Origin of the sequence: Niallia sp. FSL W8-1348 (genome assembly GCF_038006745.1) — a bacterium.
Classification (GTDB): Bacteria; Bacillota; Bacilli; order Bacillales; family Cytobacillaceae; genus Niallia; species Niallia alba.
This window is the reverse complement of the sequence record NZ_JBBOVV010000001.1, coordinates 3,673,768-3,696,160: the sequence shown is the minus strand read 5'-3', so window position 1 is coordinate 3,696,160 and position 22,393 is coordinate 3,673,768. Positions and strand designations below refer to the sequence as shown.

Below are 22,393 nucleotides of genomic sequence, written 5' to 3'. Positions count from 1 at the left end.
TACAGACCCTCGCTTTCCGCGGGGAGCAACCTAAGCCTCCTCGGCTAAAGCCTGTGGGGTCTTAGGCTTTGCTCTACTTCCCGCAGGAGTCGAGTGTCCTCCGCTCCATTTCACCCCGTTTTTAAAGGTTGTTTCGTTCCATCATTTTTTAATAAAGAAAATATAATTATTAGGAAAAACGGAGCAGACTGAATACACGTAGACTCCTATGGGAGCTGCGAGAAAGTCCGAGACCCTGCAGGCGAAGCCGAAGCGGCTCGGCGCTCGCCCCATGGAAAGCGAAGTGTATTCAGTCTGCGGGTGACTACCACAAAACCCATTCAGAATGAAAAAAACAAACAATTATACGAAAATTTGATTAACATCTCCATATAATTGTTCGAATTTATCCTTGGTTAGAATACTGTTGTTCCAGCCTTTAATTCTAGTATAAAAATGTGGATATCCTAAAGGAAGGCTCACACAAACCTTCTTGATTCTTGTAAAAAACACTTTCTATAAGACATCGGTTTTCGATTTATCTATGTAATTATTTATTTTCTGCTTTAGTATACTGTTGACGGAATACTTGCATAGATTCTTCTTCATTTAATGAACTTAATGTTTCTTCTGTTAATTTCCCTTTACCCATTTCCACTATGTATACATCGATTGTTTTCTTGCCCCATTGACTATAGACGTCATCTACGGTTTCATAGTATAAATCTAGTTTATTTCCATTAATCGCTGAACCAGTATCAGCAACTACTCCAAATCCATAATCAGGGATGAAAAGAATAGTACCGATTGGAAATACACTAGTATCAGCAGCAATTGTACTATATAAATCTCTTTTTACTTTTACTCCTGAATAAGTGATTCCAAACTGGGGATGCCCAGGATTCTTACCTGTTGATTCATATCCAGCTGTATATCCAGTTGCAACGACTCTTTTTGTTGGATATTGTGACCAATCTTTCATATTTTCTAGCAAAGGAGGTTTACCTGCAACCTCTTTACTTGATGAAATTTGTGTTTTGTCCACTAATACTTTTTTAAAGCTTTTTAATGCTACACCAATTTGCTTTATTGTATGATCAAACTGATCGTTATCTTCGCTTGCTTCTACTTGTTCGTAACTGCTATAATTTATCGAACTAGCCTTTACACCTGAAATTGACTGAAATGTGGTTAGTAGTGCTGCCATAAAAAGTAGAACCATGCCTACCCTTCTAAAAAACTTTTTATAAAAATTCATATTTTTCACTCCTCCCAAAACTATTCATTTCCCATATTCAAAGAATTTATTCATAAATAGTTAAAAAGCGGAACTTTTCCCCTAGTAAAATACCAAATAATGCAAAAAAATATCAGTTAGGATACACTAATCGATTGTTTCTTATTCCTTCCACTAGTCAATAATCGATGTTAACAGAGGAAAACTACCAAATTTTAACTATACCATTTTAAAAAAGTAGGATGTGGTTCTGCTGAAGATTAAAAAAGTGAGAAATCATAATCATTGTGATATGATAGCTTGTAGAATCAATCTTTATTAGGAGGGTTTAGGAAAATTGGAAGAAAATCAAACCATTTATGATATTACAGTTATTGGTGGTGGACCTGTTGGAATGTTCACTGCTTTCTATGGAGGGATGAGACAAGCAACCGTCAAAATCATTGAAAGTCTCCCTGCACTTGGCGGTCAGCTTACAGCACTCTATCCTGAAAAATATATATATGATATTGCTGGATTTCCGAAAATTCGCGCTCAAGAGTTAGTTGATAACTTAGAAGAGCAAATGAAAAAATTTGAACAGTCTATCGTGCTAGAACAAGCTGTTCAAACGGTTGAAAAACAAGGGGATGGTATTTTCAAAATCACTACAGATAAAGAAGTACATTATTCCAAAACAATTATTATTACAGCTGGAAACGGAGCATTCCAACCTCGTAGATTAGAATTGGAGCAAGCAAAAGAATTTGAAGGAAAAAACCTTCATTACTTTATCAATGACTTAAATCAATTTGCAGGAAAAAAAGTAATGGTGTTTGGCGGTGGGGATTCTGCCGTAGACTGGGCATTAATGCTAGAGCCTATTGCTGATACCGTTTATCTAGCACATAGACGCGATAAATTCCGTGCACATGAGCATAGCGTAGAAAACCTTAAAAATTCAAAAGTTAACATTAAAACACCTTATATTCCTTCTGAATTAGTGGGAGATGAGGAGATTAAACAAGTTATTCTTGAGAATGTAACAACACAAGAAAAAGAAATTATTGATGTAGATGCAGTCATTGTAAACTACGGATTTGTTTCTTCCTTAGGTCCAATTAAAGAATGGGGCTTTGATATTCAAAAGAACTCCATTGTTGTTAACAGCAAAATGGAAACGAATATTCCAGGTATCTATGCTGCAGGCGATATCTGCACATATGACGGAAAAGTAAAATTAATTGCTACTGGATTCGGCGAAGCACCTACAGCTGTTAATAATGCCAAAACATATATGGATCCGAAAGCGCGAGTACAACCGCTTCATAGTACTTCTTTATTTAAATAAACCTACTAAGACGGAGGACAATCTTTTGCTTCTTTTTCACAATTCATTGAATTGCTCTTGAAAAAACAAAGATTGATAACAGTATTTTATTTGTTGCTAACAAAAAACACGACTATCATCTAATTGAATAGTCGTGTTCATTATTCAGCTCTTCGTAATTAGCACTCTTCAGGTGTCCCAGCCACTTTTGCTGTACGGAAAGATGACCCACAACCGCATGAAGCAATCGCATTTGGATTATCGATGGTGAAGCCTCCGCCCATTAGAGATTGTTTGTAATCAATTTTTGTTCCTTTTAGAATTGGACCATCGTTTTGATCTACTAAAACACGAATACCAAATTGCTCAAACAATTGATCATTCTCTTCTTTTTCTGGTGAAAAGCCCATTCCATAAGATAAACCACTGCAGCCTCCACCTTTTACTGCTACTCTTAAATAAGAATTTTCTTCGTCATTTTCCTTCATCATTTCTTTTATTTGAAGAGCAGCGGCTTCTGTTATGTGTACAATTTCTTCTGTCACTGTCCATTCTCCTTTCAACGTATCATTATTTTTTATTATATACCTCTATTCCCAACTACTCAACTGAAGGGACTTGTGTAAAACCTGGTAACAAAAGGTTACGTATTGTTGCAAGTATTTGCAAAATAATCATTTGTTACCTCATCATAAATACAAATTTATCCGTTTTCCTTTCCCACTAAAACCGACAGATACTCAAAACAAAGACTTTTTACCTATTTATAATATTTGTATAGGAAGTATTACTCACTGTAATGTATAATAGTAAATATAGCGAATGCGCCTTATTACCCATCAAACAAAGGAGTGAGCAACTTGAACAAAATTGAACCATTATATGATAAACAATGCACTTGTTTGCTTTGTCATACTAAATTTACTACAAAAAAATTACGTTCAAGATTTGTTAAATTGGAGAAATTAGATACAGATTTTTTTCCTATTTACGCTGAGCATAATCCTCTCCTTTATTTCATAAATGTTTGCCCAGCTTGTGGCTTTTCTTACAGTGATGATACAGTTCCTTCTTTTTCTCCCGATAGTAAAATGATGCTGATTGAAAAAGTATGTTCCCAATGGATTCCTCATTCATTTGGTGAGGTGCGTAGTATAGAAGATAGTGTTAAAACTTATAAGTTAGCCGCTTATTGCGCATCTTTACGGAAGGACAAGCATATTACCCTCGCAGGTCTTCATCTGCGAATTGCATGGCATTATCGGATGTTAAATAATACAGACCGGGAAATGCGTTTTATAAACCTTGCATTATCAGAATATGAGACCTCCTATTCGGTTGGTGATTACCAAGGGACCCAAGTATCAGAATTAAGAACGATTTATTTAATAGCAGATCTTTCTAAGCGTACGAATAATCTTGAAAAGGCTACTAAATATTTTTCGAAAGTAATCGAGCAACAAAGTAGAACAGTGGAAACACAAATTGTGAAGCTTGCCAAAGAAAGTTGGCAGGAAATGAGAGATTACCAAAAAACTTTCATATAAAACAGTTTAAATCAGTGGGTTGATTTTTTCTTCTCGCCGCTGATTTAAACTGTTTTTATTAAAAAGGGTTTTCTTCTAAATATTGATAAATATTTTTCACCAGATCTTTCGAATCTTCTCCTGTTATTACTTCTCCATCTACGAGAGCAAATAACGCTTCTCCACATTGTCCACAATAACTTAAGCAGCCATACTCAATAACATCTACCGTTTCATCCTGCTCAAGCATTTCTTTCGCTTCGTAAGCACCAGATGAAAGGTTACTAAGACAAAATTCGATCAATGGTTTAAACAAACGTCTCACCTCTCTCCTGTAAATTATACTAGTTTTTTCTTGGAATTGTTGCAAAGAATACTAAAGAGAAAAAGCCATTTTCCTACTGTAAAAACGAATAAACTGTCCTAATCTTTTAATATACTCTAAGGAGAAGCTCCGACTTTTATGGACGATTTATATCGCTATAGATATCTTTGCGCTTATATTAAAGGGGGGAAAGAATGAAAAAATTAGTAATATTAGGTGGTGGATATGGCGGTATGCGCGTTTTATCCTCCATCATACCTCATTTACCATATGATTTAATGGTCATCTTAATAGATAAAGTACCATTTCACTTTCTTAAGACAGAATATTATGCAATTGCCGCTGGTACTGTTCATGATAAGAGCCTACAAATTCCTTTTCCTAATCACCCTCAAGTAAGCCTAATACAAGCAGAAGTGGAAAAAATTGATTTACACAATAATAAAGTTTGGTTGACGGGAAAAAATCCAATTGAATACGATGATTTAATTATTGGACTTGGCTGTGAAGACAATTATCATCAAGTCGAAGGTGCAGAAAAATACACTCATAGCATTCAAACCATAAGTAAATCTAAACGTACACATAAGCAGCTCCGCCACTTACCTGAGGGAGCAAAGATAGCTATTATTGGCGGTGGATTAAGTGGAGTGGAATTAGCAGCTGAATTAGCTGAAAGTAGTAAGTTACAAATATCACTTTTCGATCGTGGGGATGCTATACTATCTTCCTATCCTAAAAAAGTAAGAAATTATGTAGAACGATGGTTTAAGGACAAAAAAGTAATTGTTATTAAAAACAGTGTAATTACGCGCATAGAAGAGGATATCGTTTATAACCATGGAAGCCCGATTCCTTTTGACTGCATTGTTTGGACTGCTGGCATACAGCCAAATAAAATAGTACGTACACTAGATGTGGAAAAAGATAAGAAAGGACGAATTACCTTATCAAAGTATCATCACCTTCCTAATAATGATCGTGTGTTTGTTGTCGGCGATTGTGCTAGTTTAAAGCATCCCCCAAGTGCACAGCTTGCTGAAGGTCAAGCAGAACAAATTGCCTTTGTCCTGACATCAAGATGGAAAGGGAAAGTACTTCCAGATCATTTGCCTCCAATAAAGCTAAAAGGAGTCCTTGGATCATTAGGAAAAAAAGTCGGTTTTGGTCTCATTGCCAAAACTGCTTTAACAGGAAGAATTCCCCGTTTAATTAAACACGGAGTCTTATGGAAAGATAAAAATAAAAAAAATAAAATTACTGACTAATAACGCACTAGAGTGCTGTTTTCAATAGGAAAACAGCACTCTTTATTTCTATTTATATACTCGTATATCCGTATTTCTTAAATTCCTCATATATTTTCTTCAATTTTGGATTGCCTTCACCAACAATCTCTCCTTCAATTACGACTACTGGATAAAACAAATCTTCATCAATAATTTTCCGGCAAAATTCATTTTTATCTTCCTCGTAATTAGCTTGAAAAATATCATAGTAATTAATGTGAAAAGTTTGTTCTGGAAATTTTCTACTTAAGGCAGCTTGTAGCCATTCATATGTATCTTTAGAGGATGGCAAATTAACACAGCTTGCACAAATTTGATCTGCACCATATATACTTACTTCAATTTCTTTTTTCAAATAAAATCTCCCCCTTATATAGACACGCTTGCTAATCCTATATTTCAACACTCATAATAGTGCCTTTTTATTTATCCATTGGCTGTTTTCGTAAAGTTTGTTGCTATTATCTGCAACCTATCCATTTATTGTTTATTTAATTCGTGTTCCTTGATTATAGATTTTTTATCCTAATGTGATTATAATAAATAATAGGAAAGGAGTCGATATGTATGCAAGAAGTTGAAATAAAAGAACAAGTACAAGAAGTACTAGATAAATTACGTCCATTCCTTTTAAGAGATGGTGGAGACTGTGAATTAGTTGATGTTGAGGATGGTATTGTTAAGCTACGCTTACTAGGTGCTTGCGGAAGCTGCCCAAGCTCTACCATTACTTTAAAAGCTGGTATTGAGCGTGCTTTATTAGAAGAAGTACCAGGCGTTTATGAAGTAGAGCAAGTATTTTAATCCTTCCTACATTGAAAAGCAGAAAGAGAAAGAGGATGCGATTGCATCCTCTTTTCCTTATTTAATCTCTGTTGCAATAGCTCCAGAACAAATACTTCCTTCCTTATCTATTTCCAAAGGTAGAAAACACATTTCAGGTAGTATAGCCGTTAATCCTTCCATTAACGAATCCATTTCTCCAGGCTTTACAAAGCATAACACCGTTGGTCCTGCCCCACTTAAAGCCACACCATATGCACCAAGCTTATAGGCCTGTTCCTCCATTATTTGCAAATGTGGAACAAGCTCTTTTCGATATGGTTGATGGTACTTGTCCTGTTTCATCATCTTGCCTGCAAGCTTTAAATTGCCTGTTAACAGAGCTGCAACTAGCAAATTGGAGACGGCACCTGCTGAAACAGCTTCTCCAAAAGAAAGAGAGCTTGGCAATACTCCCCGCGATGATTTCGTTAAGAGCTCTTCTTCTGGAATGACCGCCAACACATCTAAATCTATGGAATGAATGATTTCTGCATCCACTTCTTCTCCTATTTGACAGCCAATAACTAATCCACCAAAAATACTCGCACCAACATTATCTGGATGACCCTCCATTTTGGAGGCAATTTCAAACTTCTGTTGTTTAGTCAGCTGCAAATTCCCCACTTGATCAGCTAGCTCAATTCCGGCAACAATAGCAGAAGCGCTAGATCCTAGTCCCCTTGCTAAAGGAATATTGCTGTCAACTTTAATCTGACAAGGGGCAAGAATAGTTTCAAATGTCTTCGCAACTTCGATTGCTGTTCGAATAATGAAATTACTTTCATCATTTGGAAATTCCTTCAGCTCCTCTGTTAACGGAATAACCTCCCAACATTCACTTCGAGCAACTTCCAATGTTAAATATAAGTTTAACGCTAATCCAATACTATCAAAGCCTGGACCTAAGTTTGCGGTGCTTGCCGGAACTTTAATCAGTAACATCTCACCTTCGTTCATATATGAACGACTCCTTTAATATGATTAGCGACTGCTTTCTCATCATTAGGCAGCACTACTGGTTTTAATGGACTCACATCGATAGCTGTATTTGGATCCTTCAAGCCATTTCCTGTAAGAATGGCTACTATTTTGCTGCCCTTTGGAATTTTTCCATTTTGGATATGTTTATACACACCTGCAATAGACGCACAGGAACCTGGTTCAGCAAAAACGCCTTCTTTAGCAGCAATCGCACGATATGCAGCCACAATCTCTTCATCTGTTACTTCATCTATAATTCCATTTGACTCTTCTTGCGCTTGAACAGCTAACTTCCAGCTTGCTGGATTACCGATACGAATTGCTGTAGCAATCGTTTCTGGATTCTCAAACACCCGATTATGCACAATCGCTGCTGCCCCCGCTGCCTCAAAGCCATGAATTTTAGGCAGTCCCGTTTGCTTTACTTCGTGATATTCTTTAAATCCTTTCCAATAGGCACTAATATTCCCAGCATTTCCAACTGGAATTGCTAAGATATCCGGTGCTCCTCCCAATTGATCACATAATTCAAATGCAGCTGTTTTTTGCCCTTCTAATCGGTATGGATTTACAGAGTTTACAAGTGCAACTGGTTCTGTTTCACTTATTTTTCGAACCATTTGCAAAGCTTGATCAAAGTTCCCCTCAATGGCAATAATCTCTGCACCATACATGACGGCTTGTGCGAGTTTCCCCATCGCTATTTTCCCTTCAGGTATAACAACAATACAGCGCATTCCTGCACGTGTAGCATAAGCTGCTGCTGCTGCTGATGTATTTCCAGTAGATGCACAGATAACTGTTGAGTTTCCTTCTTCCTTTGCTTTGGCAACAGCCATTACCATACCTCTATCTTTAAATGAGCCAGTTGGATTTGTTCCTTCTGTTTTTACGTACAACTCTACTCCCCATTCTGCAGACAACTTTTCCAGCTTGATAAGTGGAGTATTTCCTTCATTCAGTGTTAACATTGGTGTAGATTCATTTATTGGTAAATATTCCTTATATTCTTCTAAAAGGCCCTTCCATCTCATTACTTTATTCCTCCCTCAACTCGATAAGAACTTTTTACTGTTCGCACAGATGCTAAATCGCTTAATTCTAATAAAATATTTTCATAGTTTAATAAAGAAGCATGATGGGTAACTAAGACAATTTCCGCTAATCCTTTTTCCTTCACTGGCAATTGAAGAATCTTTTCAAAGCTTACTCCGTGTTGCGAGAAGATGGAGGTAATTTCAGCAAACACACCAACCTCATCTTTCACCTGTAACCGTAAGAAATATTTTGAGAACATTTCATCTGGTTCTTTTAGCTTCTTTTTAAATTGTGGAGCAATGGCACCTTTTCCATTTACACCTAATCTCATATTTTTCAATACATTCATTAAATCAGATACAACAGCAGTTGCTGTAGGCAAACTACCAGCTCCTGGCCCATAAAACATTGTTTGTCCAACCGCTTCCCCGTACACATATACAGCATTGTATTCATTATGAACAGATGCCAATGGATGACTATCTACAATAAAAGTTGGCTGCACACTAACCTCTACTTTTTCTTCGTTCCTTTGTGCAATGCCAATGAGCTTCATTGTATAGCCTAACTGCTTTCCATACAGGATATCTTCATCTGTTACATTAGAAATCCCCTGTACTTTTACATCTTCTAAGCCAATATTCATAGAAAAACCAAGTGTTGCCAAAATAGTCATTTTTCTTGCTGCATCTAGGCCTTCCACATCTGACGTAGGATCACTTTCTGCAAATCCTAATTCTTGTGCTTCTGCTAGGACATCTTCATACGCTCTTTGTTGCTGGCTCATCTTTGTTAATATAAAATTAGTTGTCCCGTTGACAATTCCCATTAATTTAACGATTCGATCTGAGGCTAATCCATCAACTAAACCTCTTAGAATCGGAATTCCCCCTGCAACACTAGCCTCATAAAATAAATCACAATTATTATGGGACGCTGCTTGTAAAAGTTCCGCCCCATGTACAGCCATTAAATCCTTATTGGCTGTCACTACTTGCTTTTTGTTATTTAACGCTTTAAGTAAGATATTCTTTGTCTCTTCAATCCCACCCATTACTTCAATTACCACATCTATTTCAGGATCATCCAAAATGTCATTTGCATCACCCGTTAAGAGAATATCTGTTAACTCAACATCTCTCTCTTTATTGATATTTTTGACAAGAATTTTTCTCACTTTCACTGGGCATCCAACTTGATGCATAATTTTATCCTGATGATTTTCAATAATTTTCACAACACCCGATCCAACAGTTCCTAATCCGAGTAGTCCAATTGAGATTGTCTCCATCTGTTTACCTCCCGCTGATGTTCTTTTTACGAGAACAACTGTCTTTGTATAGTAGACATTATAGTGTTTGAATCCTTTTTTTACAAGGGGTGTTTATACATTCTTTAAAAATTTCTATTTTATAAATAGAATATATATGTATTTACACTAGTGTTGCGTTAATTTAATTTAACTATTAAAAATACTTGAAATGTTCAATTTTATCATTTTATGCAAAGAAAAAGTCCTTTATAATGGATAAGTTAGGTGGTAACCCGTCCAAATCCACTAAAAAGGACTATCGCATGGACAAGATTACACGAAAAACTTCATTTGGACAATGGTTTTCACCAATAAATCTTCAATTATTTGAAGAAAACGTGAAAACGTTGAAATTAGATTTCTATACGAAAAAACTAACGACAGAGTCATTTCTAAAATTATTACTTTTTGCGCAGCTAGAAGAAGTCGAAAGTCTGCATGCGCTGAGCGATTGTCTTTTCGATGATCAACTGCAAAAGGGCATTGATCTTGATTCTATCAGTATTTCCCAACTCTCACGCCGTTTAAATGGCATGAATCCAGACTTATTCCAAAAGCTTTTCCTTGATTTAGTTTCACAAATTCATGCCAAAACGCACAACACGAAACTTGTGATGCCATTAAAAATCATTGATTCAAGCACATTGCCTCTCAATTTGACTAATCATAAATGGGCAAAATTCCGCAAAACAAAAGCGGGTGTTAAATTGCACTTACGCCTTGTGTTTATGGAAAAAGGTATATCCTATCCCGAAAAGGCCATTATGACAACGGCCAAAGAACATGACCGCGGTCAGCTTGAAGTAATGGTTGATGACAAGGAATGTATGTATGTGTTTGACCGTGGTTACTTAGACTACGAACGCTTTGATCGGATGACAGATGACGGCTACTTTTTCCTTTCTAGGCTGCGAAAAAACGCAGTCATACGGGAGGTTTACGATTTTAAACTACCCGAGAATACATCTGTTTTGTCGGATCAAATGGTGTTGATTGGTACGACGCAAAACCGTGCCGAAAATTACTTTCGTCTTCTAAAAGTGATTGATTCAAAAGGAAATGAGCTTCATTTAATCACAAATCGTTTTGATTTAAGTGCTGAAGAAATCTCAAAGATGTATAAATCACGCTGGGCGATTGAGTTATTTTTCAAATGGATTAAACAACATCTCCATATCAAAAAGTTTTACGGCCAAAGCGAATGGGCAATTCAGAATCAAGTGTTTATCGCACTTATTGTTTTTTGCCTGCATGTTCTCGCACAAATCGAGACAAAAAGTAAACGAAAAACCCTACAAATTAGCCGATATTTACGGGCAGCTTTGTGGAAACCAGCACATATTTGGCTTCGAAAGATTGAAGGAAAAACCATTCCTTAATAAACAAATTGTCGTCGTCTCTTAAGTCTAATTGTAAAAAAATTTCCAAATGGATGGATCCACCTTTAGTTGGGTATTTACTTTTTTGGCTCTTAACAGGGGACATATTTAAACTGAATATTCTAACAAAATTTATGCAACACTAGTGATGTATTTATTCTAAAAAAAATCAAAAGAATGCTCGTTTACTTATTGAATCCATTATATAGGAAGATGATAATAATCTAAAAGGAAAATTATAAATTTTATGTATATTTAGATTTTTATTTACATTTTATATTTTTTAATGGTTTTTCCGCTCTATTATGTTTACATGTGAGCGAAGGTTTAGATTAATCATCTTTGCTGTTACCTTTTCTTCTCCCTAGATATAACGCACTCTAATCTATATATTCTTTTAATGAAAGGCTGTTTTCATAAAGTTTGTTTCGATTACCCGCTGCCGGAATACACTTCGCTTTCCGTGGGCTAAGCTTAAGCCACCTCCGCTTCGTCTTCGTGTATTCCGGCTGCTCCATTTTCCAACTAATTCTTTTTTCCTATCGAATAAACATCAATCCTTTAGAAAACAGCCTAATGAAATATAAAAAGACCTTATTAAAAACATAAAATGTGATTTTAACAAGATCTTCTATAACCATTGCTTCTCCCCATTATTCACAGCCAGGAAACAATAGGTATTTTCATTGTTTTAACTGGTACTTCTGTATTTTGGTAAAATTCCTTTAGAAAAATTTCTAAATCCCTTGATTGATTGAGCATTTTCTTTAACTTTTCTTCTAAGAATAATTGGTCTGCTTCATGTGTAGCAGAATAATAATTTTCTACACATTCAACATAATGGATAGGGAATAACAGTCTGGCATATATTAATCTCCATGCAAAAGAGCTTAATGGCATGACACTTTGATATTCCTCATAAAACGTCTTCACTTCTCTATGATATGTTTTAATATTTCTAAAATAGCGATCTCTTGTCCATTCAGCAAGATCTCTACCACAGTGATCAAAAACCCAGTCAAATGGATTTTTGATATAATATTCTCCTGCCCATGTATCTTTGGTAAAACGGTTATAACAAATCGTACCACTATCTACAGCGCTCGGATCATCATCTAATTCTGTGTCCACAAGATATTGAATGGCATTCTCAGCAATTCCCATATAATAGGGAAAAGACTCTAAAAATAATTTATCAAAGTCACTTTCTGGTTGTTTATATAACATACTGTTCCAGAAACCTTCCATTTGATCCATTCTTTGTTCCCACATACTTTTCCATTGTCCCATCCTACTTATTTTTTGGACACCAAATTGAACGGTTCTTCCTCTAAAATGAAACTTTCCCAGTTTCCGTCCTAATTGTCGAGATTGAAATGGACGTATTCGATCATTAATAAGTACACAAAAGTGTTGCTCATTCATTTCTGTTTGTTTTGTGCCTTCTTTAGTCTCTAATAACATACTGACATGTCGATCTCCAGTCTGATATATATGTGCAGCTATTTGGTCTCTTTCGTCTAGCTCTTCTTCGTCTATACTCCCTACAGGAACAAGTGTATATAGTCTCCCTTGACTAATACAAGCTTCGTAGTGGCCAATTCTAGTTTCCTCTTCCACATCAATCCCATACTTTGAAGATAAAATATTCTGAATCAATTTCTCCTCCTCCTCATTTCCCTCTCTTTTAGGAGTATATGATTGAGACTGTTAAAACTTGTTAAGAGGATTAAATTAATGAAAAGTAAGTTCCTGGAAACAATAGGAGTAGAGGAACATTTATCAATGATTGTGCATATAATAATAAACACTGTGAATACATAGTGAATAAATAAAGAAAAGGTGAAGTTCATGTCATTAAAAGACCTAACAGAAAAAACAGCTAGAAAGTGGTTACATGAACGCGGAGTTGACATAGAAGATATTGCGAAGCTTGTTTTTCTTTTACAAGAGAAGTATCATAAAGATTTACAAATGGAAGACTGTATTCACAATGTGGAAAGAGTACTTTCAAAAAGAGAGGTTCAAAATGCTATTATTACAGGAATTCAATTAGATGTGCTGGCAGAAAAGAAGCTTTTAGAATCTCCCCTTCAAGAAATAGTGGAAACTGATGAAGGTCTTTATGGGGTAGATGAAGTACTTGCCTTTTCTATTGTGAATGTCTATGGCTCAATTGGATTTACAAATTACGGATATGTAGATAAATTAAAACCGGGTATTTTACAAAAGTTAAATGATAAGAGTACTGGTGAATGTCATACTTTTTTAGATGACATTGTCGGTGCCATAGCAGCAGCTGCTTCAAGTAGACTAGCCCACCGTGCTAAAGGGGAGGAATAAGTCAAGAAGTTGAATGCTTTACAAAAAAGGACGTTTCAAACCCTGTATGGTATTGAAACGTCCTCTTTTTATTATTGTCATTATTTTTTTATGACCCACTCACTTAAACTATCTACTGTATAAGCCGGCTGGACGGAATAACTACTTAATTGCGCTTTCGTTGTAACACCTGTATGGACAAGAAGAGTATCCATATTTGCATTGATACCTGCCATAATATCGGTTTGATAATTATCTCCTACCATTAAAACATCCTCTTTAGGTAAGTTCAATAATTTTATTGCTTGGTTAATGATAATAGATTCTGGTTTTCCAACAACGACTGGTTGTTGTTGTGTACTTACAGAAATGACAGAAGTTAAAGCCCCATTTCCTGGCAATAAACCCCGTTCACTTGGCAACGCTGTATCACCATTTGTAATCACAAACTTTGCTCCATTTCGAACAGCCAAGCATGCTACTGTTAATTTTTCATAGGTAATCTGCTGATCAAGCCCAGCAACCACATAATCAACATCTTCTGAATCTTCCACTAGCTTCAAGTCCTTATCCACTAATGCTTGTTGAAGGCCTTCTTCCCCAATCATAAATACTCTTGCTCCTGGGGATTTTTCAGCAATATAATTAGCGGATGCCATGGCGGAAGTAAATACTTCATTCGCTTTTGCTGGTATCTGAAATTCTCTCAGCTTTTGCGCTACCTGTTCTGGTGTTTTCGTTGAATTGTTCGTTACATATAAATAGGGAATTTGCGCCGCAATTAATTGTTTGACAAATTCAGCTGCCTCCGCAATAACCTCTGTTCCTCTATACATAGTACCATCTAAATCAATTAAATATCCTCTATATGCTTTCATTGATAAAAAATCCTTTCACTGCTAGATATTAATTTTTAAATGCAGAAACAGGCCCTAGTTCATGCGTTAAATAGTTACTTACAGATGGGGGAAATGCTTTTATGGAAAGCATCTTCGCTTCAAATGCAGAAACTAGTCCCGTATGATCAATATTCGTATACTGATGAACAAGCTGTTTTCTCCAAAGAATTAGTCCCTTAATATCTTCCCCTATTTCCTGTGTAATAACTTTTTCATCGATAAGTATATCTACAATGTCATCATAACTTCCGGGATCTCTCATAATAAAACCATCAATCATACTATTTCCCACGTCCAAAATGACTTCAATCATCATATGGGTAATCCTCTCAAGTGCCACCTTTTCCAGAAATGTACTCCAAGTATCTTGTTTTTCAAACTGACTGATAAGCTCATGGTAATAGGTTAACTGTTCTTCTATTTTTTCTCGGTCCACAAAATACATATTCCATTACTCCTTTCGTGCCTTATGAGATTTGTAAATGATTGCTTAAACTAGTAGGCTTGGCATAGAAATATCCTTGAGCTAAGTCGACTTTATTCTTCGATAAAATAGAGGCTTCCTCTGCACTTTCGATTCCTTCTGCAACCACAACAGATCCAACTTCTTTTGCTATAAGAAGCAGTCCTTTTAACATCGATTCTTTTACTGAATTTTTATCAATATTTTGAATAACAGAGCGGTCGATTTTGATAATATCTGGCATAATTTCACTAATTGAATTTAAACTTGCATACCCTGCCCCTGTATCATCAACTGCGATTAAAAAACCAAGCATTCTTAATACTTTGAGATTATTAGTAAAATGCTCTAACCCTTCAAAAGAATCTCTTTCTGTAATTTCAATCGTAATTTTTTGGGGAGAAATCCCTTTAAATCGACGAATAACTGCTTTAATATCTTTAATAAACCGAGGATTCCCTATTGTAACCGGTGTGAAGTTAATAAAGATATTATGCCGCCATTTTGTTTGCTGAATTTGTTCAAAAGCTTTTTCGAGAACAATCATTTCAAGCTCGTACAAAAACTTCGTTTGCCTTGCTAAGGAAAAGAGTTGAAGAGGATTTTCTAATGAAGTTCCTTTAGGTCCCCTCGTCAGCATTTCACAGGCATGAATTTTATTTGTTTCTACATCCATAATAGGTTGGGCCAATAAGTGGATGCTTTTATTGGCTACAATATCGCTTAATGTATAGACTAATTTATTGAATTCTGTATCTGATCTTTTATGAGCCATGGCAAGCGCAAATTCATGAGCGGTTTGAATGGCTTCAGAAAGATAGGTATATTTTTTCTCAATAAACATGTACCCTGTATTAAATACTGGGTGAATACTTCCCGAGGCACGCAAGCCACTTTCAACATTATGTATAATTTTTTTTACTAAGCCATCTAGCATGGCCAAACACTCAGTTCCTTGCTCCCATCTAATAAACATGGTCAATCCGTTCGGATTATAATCATGAATAGCAATGATTTCATTAGAAACAGTTGATTGTATCGTTGTACGAAACGATTTTTTTAGCACTCGGATATAATGAAAAAAATCCTCTGTCTCTAACTGTTGCTTTATCCTATGTAAATTCGTTATATCCATCACAATAACGGCTACTTCATATCCATTATTCATCGCTTTTTCTACTTGATGAATGATCGGGTCTCGTAGAACAAATGATGGGGGAAAATACTTTATACATTTTGCTGGAAGGAATAATTTCCCCCAATTCAATAACCTAGCATATACAGTCTCTTGATATTTCATAGCTCCATTCCTCTCAAAAAGCCAACTTTTTCTGTCACTAAAGCAATTATTTCTCTATAGATGGACTTCCCTTTACTTCTACCCTTACAAAGCTAACATTTAATTTAGAAGCAAAAAGTCACATTAGGAATTTTTAAATGTAAAAAGAAAAACATGCATGGCTTTGTTTAGGGAGAAAGTCCTTCCCCTGCTAAACAGAGCCATTTCTTGTTTTCTTACAGAATGGAAGCTCCTTCTTCAAGATCAAAACGAAGGATTACCGTATTATTATTTTGTTTTTTTCACGACAAAATAAGCACATCCAAAATTACAATATTCATACAAATATTCTGTTAATGTACTAATTTTCGTATCAAAGCTTGATTTTTGATTATGGTCATCAAAAAAGCCACGTAATCTTAATTGTCCATAACCCCAATCTCCAACAATATAATCGTATTTCGTCAATATATCACTAAATCTATTTTTAAATGCTTCTTCATTAAAACCTGATTTTCTTTCTTCAATCAGTTCATAACAATGGTTATTAATGCAAACCAATCGTATCACCTCAAAACCTGTATATATTTCATATAAAGTGAAACTTCCATCAGTCGGAGTTTTCCTTCATCCCCCACTAATTAGTCGAACCATTCGGACCTTTACGGACAGTATTTATTGGGAGAAATAGTCAAATCATAACATTCGTCCACTATCATTATAACCCTAGGAATGATATTTACATAGCACTAACAATAAAATCTTCCTATAAAATACAGAATTTTTATTTTATACGATTAAATATTTATTAATAAATGGGAAATTTTCTTAACGTAAGAATAGGAAGGAATCAATAGGAGTTAAAAATAAAGATCCCTCTGTAAGGGATCTCAATGTTTTATGCTTCTTTTGCATGTTCAGCCATTTGCTGATTCTTTTTTGCCTCGTTTACTTGCTCATCTGCATGGTAAGAAGAACGTACTAATGGTCCAGCTTCACAATGGCTGAATCCTTTACTTAATGCAATTTCTTTCAATTCTTTAAATTCATCTGGATGATAATATTTTTGAACTTTTAAATGTTTTGCAGTTGGCTGTAAGTATTGACCAATTGTCATAATATCTACATTATTTGCTCGTAGATCATCCATTGTTGCAATAATTTCTTCTTTCGTTTCCCCTAACCCAATCATAATACTAGATTTAGTCGGAATATTAGGCTGCATTTCTTTTGCTCTACGTAAAAACTCAAGGGAACGTTGGTATTTTGCTCTTGCACGTACTCTAGGGGTCAATCTTTCTACTGTCTCAATATTATGGTTCAAGATATCAGGCTTAGCATCCATTAATAATCGTAGGTTTTCTTCTACGCCTCCCATATCAGAAGGTAATACTTCAATGCTAGTGAATGGATTTTTTCTACGAATGGCACGAACCGTTTCTGCAAAAACAGCTGCTCCGCCGTCTTTTAAATCATCTCTGGCAACAGCAGTAATAACAACATGCTTTAAATTCATTGTATAAACAGAATCAGCCACTCTTTCTGGCTCCTGCCAGTCTAGTTCTGTTGGCAAGCCTGTTTTTACCGCACAAAAACGACAAGCTCTTGTACAAATATCTCCTAAAATCATAAAAGTAGCTGTTCTTCTTACAGCCCAACATTCATGAATATTTGGACATTTCGCTTCTTCACAAACCGTATGTAGCTGCTTTTCCTTCATCATTTTTTTCAAACCTGTATAGTTTTCATTCGTATTTAATTTAATTTTCAGCCATTCAGGTTTGCGTAAATATTCTTGTTTTCTCTCTGACACCATATTCATCTCCTAGTAAAATAATTTTCATCATTTTTACCTAAAAACAGTATTGTATAACAGTCTCAAATCACAAAACTTTGTATGTTATACACAATAAAAAGATTGCCTCGCTTTCATTTGTCACTTTAACATAATGGAAATGCCTCTACAAGTTATTCCTTTTAAAGATTACCATTAATTGATAATTATTTTTTTCGCTATAACTCACAAAATATAACGACAGAATATGAAGGGAGGGACTAATCTTTGCACAGATTAATGTTTTTAATCATTATACTTATGTTTTTACTATCTAACACTGTCACATATGCGAATGAAAATACAGATGATCCTTATACCAAAAGGATGGAACTCTACAAAAAAGTAGAAACATTATATCAAATTCCTTGGTATTATATAGCTGCTGTCGATCAATATGAACGAAATATACGCATCTCAAGAAAAGATATCCCTAAAGCAAAAGGATGGACTGGGATATATTTTACGAAAGAAAAGTGGGCCGGTATTATCAATCCAAATTCAGAGGACACGAACCCTTTAACCATCCCATTATTTGGAGGGCTTGGAGCGGATGGAGATGGGGATGGAAAAGCAGATAGATTTAATGATGAAGATATCCTTATCGCGTTCTCTAATTATATAAGCCAATACGGAATTGATGAGGAAAACTTCAAAATTGGTTTATGGAATTACTATAAAAGAGATAAAACAGTAAGTATCATAATGGGTAAAGCTGCCATATACAAGAATTTTGGTAGGCTAAATTTAGATGCTCATGCCTTCCCTCTTCCTCTAAGAAGTAATCACAGCTATCGCAGTACTTGGGGTGATGCTCGAGGATGGGGAGGAAAGCGAATCCATGAAGGAACAGACATTTTTGCAGACTATGGAGTCCCTGTAAAAGCGACTTCTTATGGAATTGTAGAAATGAAAGGATGGAATAATTATGGTGGATGGCGAATAGGAATACGGGACATTAATAATAACTATCATTATTTTGCCCATTTAAGTGGATTCTCGAAAGAGATTAAGGCAGGAATGATTGTTGAGCCCGGTATGATTATAGGTGGAGTTGGAAGTTCGGGATATGGACCACCAGGTACTTCTGGGAAATTCCCACCTCACCTACATTATGGGATTTATAAAGATAATGGGTATACAGAATGGTCTTTTGATCCATATGCCCACTTACGATTATGGGAAAAACAAGAACAGATAAAAGCAAAAAAATAAAAAATAATGACTACTCTTTACTTCCTTGGAGATAAGAATGAAGTTATTTCATTCTCATCTCCTTATTAACTTTTAGAAAGGATGTTGAATGGTATCGCATTCCGTTATCACAATAGAAAGATGTTCTTTTAAATCTAAGTCAAATGGAGGAATTTCTCTTCCTTGGCTCTCGACAATTCGTATAATTGGCCTTTCATTCATTCCTTTATTTTGTTTGCAAACAATGCCTTTGTCTCCATTAGATAACTTTACACTTAAACCATTAGGATAAAGAACAATAGATCTTCTAAAAGCCTCGACAATTGTTGCATCATATAAACGATTAGACCCTGTATATAAAATTTCTAGCGCTTCATGGGGCAATAAGGCATCATGATAAACGCGATTAGAAGTGATCGCATCAAAAACATCTGCTACAGCAATGATTTTTCCAAATAAATGTATATCCTCTTCTCCCAAACCTCTTGGATAACCAGAACCATTTAAGCGTTCATGATGCTGGTAAGCACAATGGGCAACTAATAGTGGCAAGGACTCCACTTTTCTTAAAATCTCAAAGCCTGCTTCTGCATGGTTCTTTATTATCTCAAATTCTTCTGCTGTTAGTTTTCCAGGCTTCGTAAGAATTTCTAAAGGAATGGTTGTTTTGCCAATATCATGCAAAATAGCACCTAACCCTAGAATTTCCATCTGTTTAGGTGAAAGTTTTAACTCTAACCCTAATGCCAATGTATAAATAGTTACATTTAAACTGTGTGAAAAAATATAATTATCATAAAGATATACATCAGACATAATGGATGAAAGACCTTCATAATTTTTTAATTCTGACAATACTTTTCCAACTAGTTTCTTAAAAGCAGGAGTGTTCTTCTCCATTACCATTGAAATATTTGTAGAATCAGCACTTTTTATCATATCGAAACTTTTTTCAATGGTTTGCATCGCTTCTATCTTAACCTGCTCTGAAATAATATCCTTTACTTTAATATCCTGTGTGTGCTTATCTTCTAAATAAACATAGCTGACACCAAAATCAAGCAACCTTTTTATAATTCTTTGCTCTAATCGGACTCCACTATTTACTAACACTTTTCCATGATTATTTAATATGGGCTTAGCTAAGATTGCACCCTCTTTTATATTCTTTGTCCCAACTAATCTCATGCTTTATTGGCTCCTAATAATTTGTATACAAACTATTATACCGTACTTTCTCTCCTGTTTCTTTATACCTATAGAAAGAAAATTAAAAATAATGTTAAGTAGTTAAATCGTAGTGTGCTTCTTTCTTTAGAAAAGACTATTTTCATAAAGTTTGTTGCAATAAAAAAAGAAGGCTTAACGAAAAGATAAATATCCTCCATTCGTTAAACCTTCTTTACAGCTTTTATTTAAACCATTTGTAACAATGCATCTTTTCCAATCATACCTTTATGGATTCCATACGCTTCGGCTTCTATTGTCACTGATTCTAAAGGTGCCTCCAGCAATTGTTCAATCGTTCTAACACCAACAGCTCTGCCAGCAATTATTTTTCGGTCTTTCAGCTTATCATTTAATAATCCTACATCTAGCGCTCCGCACATGATATAACCTTTATCATTTTTCACAGCAAGTAAAGTAGTTTTAGGCAATAGTACTGAGACCGCAATAAAGGTATGTCCCTTGATATCAACAGGATACACATCAATCATAATACTTCGTGCTCAACTCCTCTCTTTACCTTCATGGTAATTATATTCAAGAGAGAAGAAATTGATTCAGTGATTATTATGTCTCAAGAAAAATTTTAAGCTTTTACCTTATCGCGTAACGTATCAGCAAGAATATTCCGCATAAATTCTGGAAGAAAATAATCTTTCTTTGTTGCACGATAAATAGATGGGAAAAAATTACCGAACGTAAGCATATCAGGAACTGTAACGATGTATTCCTGATCAGCCTGTATTTCTTTGGAATGTATATAAAATTTTTCTCTTTCTCCAATTATCTCGCGTGTAATTCCTGCTGATATCATTCTGCCCATTAATGTTCCACGGAATCCAAGACCCTTTACAGGCAATGTCTCCCATTTTGCTGCTTTCATATCGAGCAAAATTTCTTTTAATTCAGCTCCTGTTAAAGTAACATTGCACGGATTAATTGGATGTGGACAAATCGATAATAAATCAAAGTAAGTGACATCTCCTTCATCCAATCCATTTAGTATTAACCCTTCATTAATAATGGCGCAATCTGAATGACACCAAGAAACTAATTTCTCACAGAGCATTTTTGCTAGGACTTCTCGAGAAATATGCGCATCTGTTGTGACTGCTTTTTCAGCTAATGCTTGCTTTCCTTGTAAATAATAATTTTCTATAATAGCTTTCTCTTCATGCGCAATTGGTAATTTGCTTGTATCATATAATATCGCTTTTTTATCGATTATATTTTTTGAGTCATCGACCTTTAATTCAATATGACCAATATAATAGCCGTACTTACCAGCAGCACCTTGAAGATTATTATTGATTAATTTCCCTTGGTGAAAAATATGATGCGTATGTGCACCTAAAATCACATCAATTTCTGGATAATTTGTTGCAATAACTTCATCATCGTTTATTCCTAAATGGGATAGCAATACTATGATATCAACATGTCCTCTAAGCGCTTCTACTTGTTGAGAAAGTTCTTGAATTGGCTCAGTCAATTTCCAGCCTAAGAGCTCATATAACCGCTCGAAATAGGCAGTAATTCCAATCACGCCTATTTTTGTCCCTTGGTCCGTCTCGTATATTTGATGAGGAATCGCCCAAGCTGGTCGTTTCCCATCACTCATATAAAGGTTAGCAACAATTACATCAAATAAAGCATCATCATATAAATGATCTAATGCCTCATAGGAGAGGGTAATTCCTTCATTATTTCCTATTGTCACAGCGTCATATTGTTCTTTATTTAAAAGCTTCGTATTAATTCTGCCTTTCGTCGCTTCAGTATAAGGATGAGACAAATCCAAATGGTCACCTATATCAAATAAATAAACAGCTTCGCCAGCCTCTTTATGCCATTTTTTTCTTTCACGCAGCAATTCATATATTCTTGGCCAATTTTCAAAATGGCTATGTAAATCATTGGTATGATATATGTGGATGACTTCCATCTTCTCGCCTTCCTTATTTTGTATTTTCTC

23 protein-coding genes are annotated in these 22,393 nt (G+C 35.3%); 7 read left to right on the top strand and 16 right to left on the bottom strand.

What is annotated here, in order from left to right; all coding sequences use genetic code 11:
• Nucleotides 1-529 precede the first annotated feature (529 nt).
• Nucleotides 530-1,237, bottom strand: a complete 708-nt coding sequence (locus tag NST60_RS17365) for a 3D domain-containing protein (protein ID WP_101729210.1) — start codon at nt 1,235-1,237, stop codon at nt 530-532.
• A gap of 316 nt (nt 1,238-1,553) precedes the next feature.
• Here NST60_RS17365 and NST60_RS17360 point away from each other — a divergent pair, with 316 nt between their 5' ends.
• Nucleotides 1,554-2,546 (top strand): NAD(P)/FAD-dependent oxidoreductase, encoded by a 993-nt coding sequence (locus tag NST60_RS17360; protein WP_016202402.1) that lies wholly within the window; start codon nt 1,554-1,556, stop codon nt 2,544-2,546.
• Nucleotides 2,547-2,704: 158 nt separating this feature from the next.
• Here the strand turns inward: NST60_RS17360 and NST60_RS17355 are convergent, their stop codons facing one another.
• Complete coding sequence (locus NST60_RS17355) at nt 2,705-3,070, bottom strand: HesB/IscA family protein (protein WP_016202403.1); 366 nt, start codon at nt 3,068-3,070, stop codon at nt 2,705-2,707.
• A gap of 315 nt (nt 3,071-3,385) precedes the next feature.
• Here NST60_RS17355 and NST60_RS17350 point away from each other — a divergent pair, with 315 nt between their 5' ends.
• Nucleotides 3,386-4,072: a DUF2225 domain-containing protein gene (locus NST60_RS17350; RefSeq protein WP_169189018.1), complete on the top strand. Its 687-nt coding sequence runs from the start codon at nt 3,386-3,388 to the stop codon at nt 4,070-4,072.
• 58 nt (nt 4,073-4,130) lie between these two features.
• On the opposite strand, the gene NST60_RS17345 is transcribed toward NST60_RS17350, so the two are convergent.
• Nucleotides 4,131-4,367: a YuzB family protein gene (locus NST60_RS17345; protein WP_016202405.1), complete on the bottom strand. Its 237-nt coding sequence runs from the start codon at nt 4,365-4,367 to the stop codon at nt 4,131-4,133.
• Between the two features lie 203 nt (nt 4,368-4,570).
• Here NST60_RS17345 and NST60_RS17340 point away from each other — a divergent pair, with 203 nt between their 5' ends.
• Entirely contained in the window at nt 4,571-5,644 is a 1,074-nt protein-coding gene (locus NST60_RS17340; RefSeq protein ID WP_016202406.1) for an NAD(P)/FAD-dependent oxidoreductase, read from the top strand.
• A 52-nt stretch (nt 5,645-5,696) separates the two neighbouring features.
• Here the strand turns inward: NST60_RS17340 and NST60_RS17335 are convergent, their stop codons facing one another.
• Nucleotides 5,697-6,020 carry a YuzD family protein gene (locus NST60_RS17335; RefSeq protein WP_016202407.1) on the bottom strand — a complete coding sequence of 108 codons (324 nt, stop codon included), beginning with the start codon at nt 6,018-6,020 and terminating at the stop codon, nt 5,697-5,699.
• 212 nt (nt 6,021-6,232) lie between these two features.
• On the opposite strand from NST60_RS17335, the gene NST60_RS17330 reads away from it, so the two are divergent.
• Nucleotides 6,233-6,469: a NifU family protein gene (locus NST60_RS17330; protein WP_016202408.1), complete on the top strand. Its 237-nt coding sequence runs from the start codon at nt 6,233-6,235 to the stop codon at nt 6,467-6,469.
• A gap of 57 nt (nt 6,470-6,526) precedes the next feature.
• Here NST60_RS17330 and thrB read toward each other — a convergent pair whose 3' ends face one another.
• From thrB to NST60_RS17315, 3 genes are read right to left on the bottom strand one after another with little or no spacing between them, the layout of a single operon-like run.
• A complete protein-coding gene (gene thrB, locus NST60_RS17325; protein WP_016202409.1) occupies nt 6,527-7,447 on the bottom strand; it encodes a homoserine kinase in 921 nt (306 codons plus the stop codon).
• Entirely contained in the window at nt 7,444-8,505 is a 1,062-nt protein-coding gene (thrC, locus tag NST60_RS17320) for a threonine synthase (protein ID WP_101729212.1), read from the bottom strand. The genes thrB and thrC overlap by 4 nt, the downstream gene beginning before the upstream one ends.
• The gene (locus NST60_RS17315) at nt 8,505-9,800 is read right to left on the bottom strand and encodes a homoserine dehydrogenase (protein WP_169189019.1); all 1,296 of its coding nucleotides are present in this window, start codon (nt 9,798-9,800) and stop codon (nt 8,505-8,507) included. The genes thrC and NST60_RS17315 overlap by 1 nt, the downstream gene beginning before the upstream one ends.
• Nucleotides 9,801-10,084: 284 nt before the next feature.
• On the opposite strand from NST60_RS17315, the gene NST60_RS17310 reads away from it, so the two are divergent.
• Complete coding sequence (locus NST60_RS17310) at nt 10,085-11,200, top strand: IS4 family transposase (RefSeq protein ID WP_100525938.1); 1,116 nt, start codon at nt 10,085-10,087, stop codon at nt 11,198-11,200.
• Nucleotides 11,201-11,857: 657 nt separating this feature from the next.
• Here the strand turns inward: NST60_RS17310 and yutH are convergent.
• Nucleotides 11,858-12,859: a spore coat putative kinase YutH gene (gene yutH / locus NST60_RS17305; RefSeq protein ID WP_016202412.1), complete on the bottom strand. Its 1,002-nt coding sequence runs from the start codon at nt 12,857-12,859 to the stop codon at nt 11,858-11,860.
• 192 nt (nt 12,860-13,051) lie between these two features.
• Here yutH and NST60_RS17300 point away from each other — a divergent pair, with 192 nt between their 5' ends.
• Nucleotides 13,052-13,543, top strand: a complete 492-nt coding sequence (locus NST60_RS17300; RefSeq protein ID WP_101729214.1) for a phosphatidylglycerophosphatase A family protein — start codon at nt 13,052-13,054, stop codon at nt 13,541-13,543.
• A gap of 80 nt (nt 13,544-13,623) precedes the next feature.
• Here the strand turns inward: NST60_RS17300 and NST60_RS17295 are convergent, their stop codons facing one another.
• The 5 genes from NST60_RS17295 to lipA all read right to left on the bottom strand — a co-directional run bounded on the left by NST60_RS17295 (nt 13,624) and on the right by lipA (nt 17,979).
• Nucleotides 13,624-14,400: a TIGR01457 family HAD-type hydrolase gene (locus NST60_RS17295; RefSeq protein ID WP_341099596.1), complete on the bottom strand. Its 777-nt coding sequence runs from the start codon at nt 14,398-14,400 to the stop codon at nt 13,624-13,626.
• Nucleotides 14,401-14,428: 28 nt separating this feature from the next.
• On the bottom strand, nt 14,429-14,866 hold the full coding sequence (locus NST60_RS17290) for a DUF86 domain-containing protein (RefSeq protein WP_016202416.1): 438 nt from the start codon (nt 14,864-14,866) through the stop codon (nt 14,429-14,431).
• 22 nt (nt 14,867-14,888) lie between these two features.
• A complete protein-coding gene (locus NST60_RS17285) occupies nt 14,889-16,184 on the bottom strand; it encodes an EAL domain-containing protein (RefSeq protein ID WP_016202417.1) in 1,296 nt (431 codons plus the stop codon).
• 267 nt (nt 16,185-16,451) lie between these two features.
• Nucleotides 16,452-16,724: a YutD family protein gene (locus NST60_RS17280; protein ID WP_016202418.1), complete on the bottom strand. Its 273-nt coding sequence runs from the start codon at nt 16,722-16,724 to the stop codon at nt 16,452-16,454.
• Between the two features lie 337 nt (nt 16,725-17,061).
• On the bottom strand, nt 17,062-17,979 hold the full coding sequence (gene lipA / locus NST60_RS17275; RefSeq protein WP_040343046.1) for a lipoyl synthase: 918 nt from the start codon (nt 17,977-17,979) through the stop codon (nt 17,062-17,064).
• Between the two features lie 258 nt (nt 17,980-18,237).
• Here lipA and NST60_RS17270 point away from each other — a divergent pair, with 258 nt between their 5' ends.
• A complete protein-coding gene (locus NST60_RS17270; protein WP_016202420.1) occupies nt 18,238-19,212 on the top strand; it encodes a M23 family metallopeptidase in 975 nt (324 codons plus the stop codon).
• A 72-nt stretch (nt 19,213-19,284) separates the two neighbouring features.
• Here NST60_RS17270 and NST60_RS17265 read toward each other — a convergent pair whose 3' ends face one another.
• The 3 genes from NST60_RS17265 to NST60_RS17255 all read right to left on the bottom strand — a co-directional run bounded on the left by NST60_RS17265 (nt 19,285) and on the right by NST60_RS17255 (nt 22,363).
• On the bottom strand, nt 19,285-20,379 hold the full coding sequence (locus NST60_RS17265; protein WP_169189021.1) for an HD-GYP domain-containing protein: 1,095 nt from the start codon (nt 20,377-20,379) through the stop codon (nt 19,285-19,287).
• Nucleotides 20,380-20,606: 227 nt separating this feature from the next.
• The gene (locus NST60_RS17260) at nt 20,607-20,909 is read right to left on the bottom strand and encodes a YunC family protein (protein WP_016202422.1); all 303 of its coding nucleotides are present in this window, start codon (nt 20,907-20,909) and stop codon (nt 20,607-20,609) included.
• Between the two features lie 95 nt (nt 20,910-21,004).
• A complete protein-coding gene (locus NST60_RS17255) occupies nt 21,005-22,363 on the bottom strand; it encodes a bifunctional metallophosphatase/5'-nucleotidase (RefSeq protein WP_169189022.1) in 1,359 nt (452 codons plus the stop codon).
• Nucleotides 22,364-22,393: the final 30 nt, after the last annotated feature.